A 1,590-nucleotide genomic window follows, 5' to 3' on the forward strand; every position below is an offset into this window, starting at 1 on the left:
TTAGGGGCATCACTTGCGCGACCGTTGCGCCATATTGAATGCGAGCAGCGTCGGCCCGGTAGCAGGCGGGCCAAGGACTCCGTTAGCGAAAAGAAGGGCGGGTGCAAGCCATGCAAAACTGTTCAACAGCCCTTCCGGTACTTATACTTATCGTATTCACGTAAGGCTGGCGTGATGGCAGTGCTCGCCAATGCCAACATCCGTTAGCAAATCGTATGGATGGCACTACTCCCCCGCAAAAATACCTAATACAGGAATCACTCACTCGCGTGACCGTCGCGGCAACTGGTCATGCCGTCAAGCCGTACCCTATGTGCCTCGGATGAGTTTACGCGGCAGAGTCTGCAGCCCGCTCGGGTTCTGCGTGCTCACGCTGCGGTTCGCACAGTACCGCTTAAGCCGCCGGATGATCTATCCGCAATCGGTATCGCGCCGACCAGCGAATATAAAAGACGGATTCCTTTTGTCGCTTCTTCAGGTTCAGGAAATCCTGACGGTAAGATCAGCGCTTCCTGAAACGACCTTCCGCCGTCGCCGATTGGACGTGCGAACCGATCCTCATAAGATCGATTCTTCGTGCATCGCGGGAGAAGTCATAGCGTGCAACAGATCGCTGCGTTCTCAGGTCGAGACAACTGTTTAGCTCGACGCGTGTTCGCATCAAGGCCAGCCGCCATGGCCCTAGCTGGTGCGCAACCGCGTCCGACGTCACCACCCGATGGTCCGCATGTCGACACTTGACCTATCCCGACGCGCAGCACTAGCAGCAGCGCTCCTTGCCCAACTCCCGAAGAGTCAAGGCGCATGGCAACCGGAGCCCGCATGCGCGCGAAATCTCGGGATTCTGATAGACGAGCTGACGACCGGCGACGCCGTCTCGATCGAGTTCGGCGCGCTGCTGCGTGATGCGCTCGCCCGTCCGCATGCGATGACGACGGATGTGGTGCACGGATTGCTGATTGCGATCTGCGCCTACGCCGCGGAACCCGGCAATACGGCTCGCTCGTTCGAGCACCGCACCCGCGGGATGACGGCACGCCAGTACCAGTCATTACTCGAACACGTCGATGCGCACCTGTGCGTATCACTTTCGCTGGCCGATCTTGCCGCGGCATCAACGCTGACCGTCGCGCACCTGTCGCGTGCGCTCAAGCGGGCGACAGGCGAGACACCGAAGCGCTGGCTGCAGCGGCGGCGTGTGGATCACGCAAAGCAGCTACTCGTACGAAACAATGGCTCGCTGAGTGAAATCGCTACCGCTTGCGGATTCTCGAATCAGAGTCATTTGACTCGTGTATTTGTCAAGCTGACCGGCACCACACCGCGTGCCTGGCAAGCGTCAAGACGAATACCCGCACAATCGCGGCAGACAAGAGCGAGCATCGGCGCGACCACACCACGCGGACGTCCGCCAATCCGCACGCCGTTACGTTAAGCGGTCGGACGCGACCGGTCAGGCTGCTCTCACCCATGTCAACCAGCAGGACGACGATGTCCACACCTTACGGCAACGATGCCGCCCGCTATTTCCGACTGCCGAGCACGCCCGTTCTCAGGAGCTCGATGCTCCAGACCCCGGACGTCACGATT

1 protein-coding gene is annotated in these 1,590 nt (G+C 59.9%); it reads left to right on the plus strand.

Annotated elements, in window-relative coordinates:
* The first annotated feature begins 727 nt into the window (after positions 1-727).
* Entirely contained in the window at positions 728-1,435 is a 708-nt protein-coding gene (locus tag P3T21_RS38365; protein WP_429261051.1) for a helix-turn-helix transcriptional regulator, read from the plus strand.
* Positions 1,436-1,590 lie beyond the last annotated feature (155 nt).

It is taken from the genome of Paraburkholderia sp. GAS334 (genome assembly GCF_050436625.1).
GTDB lineage: Bacteria > Pseudomonadota > Gammaproteobacteria > Burkholderiales > Burkholderiaceae > Paraburkholderia.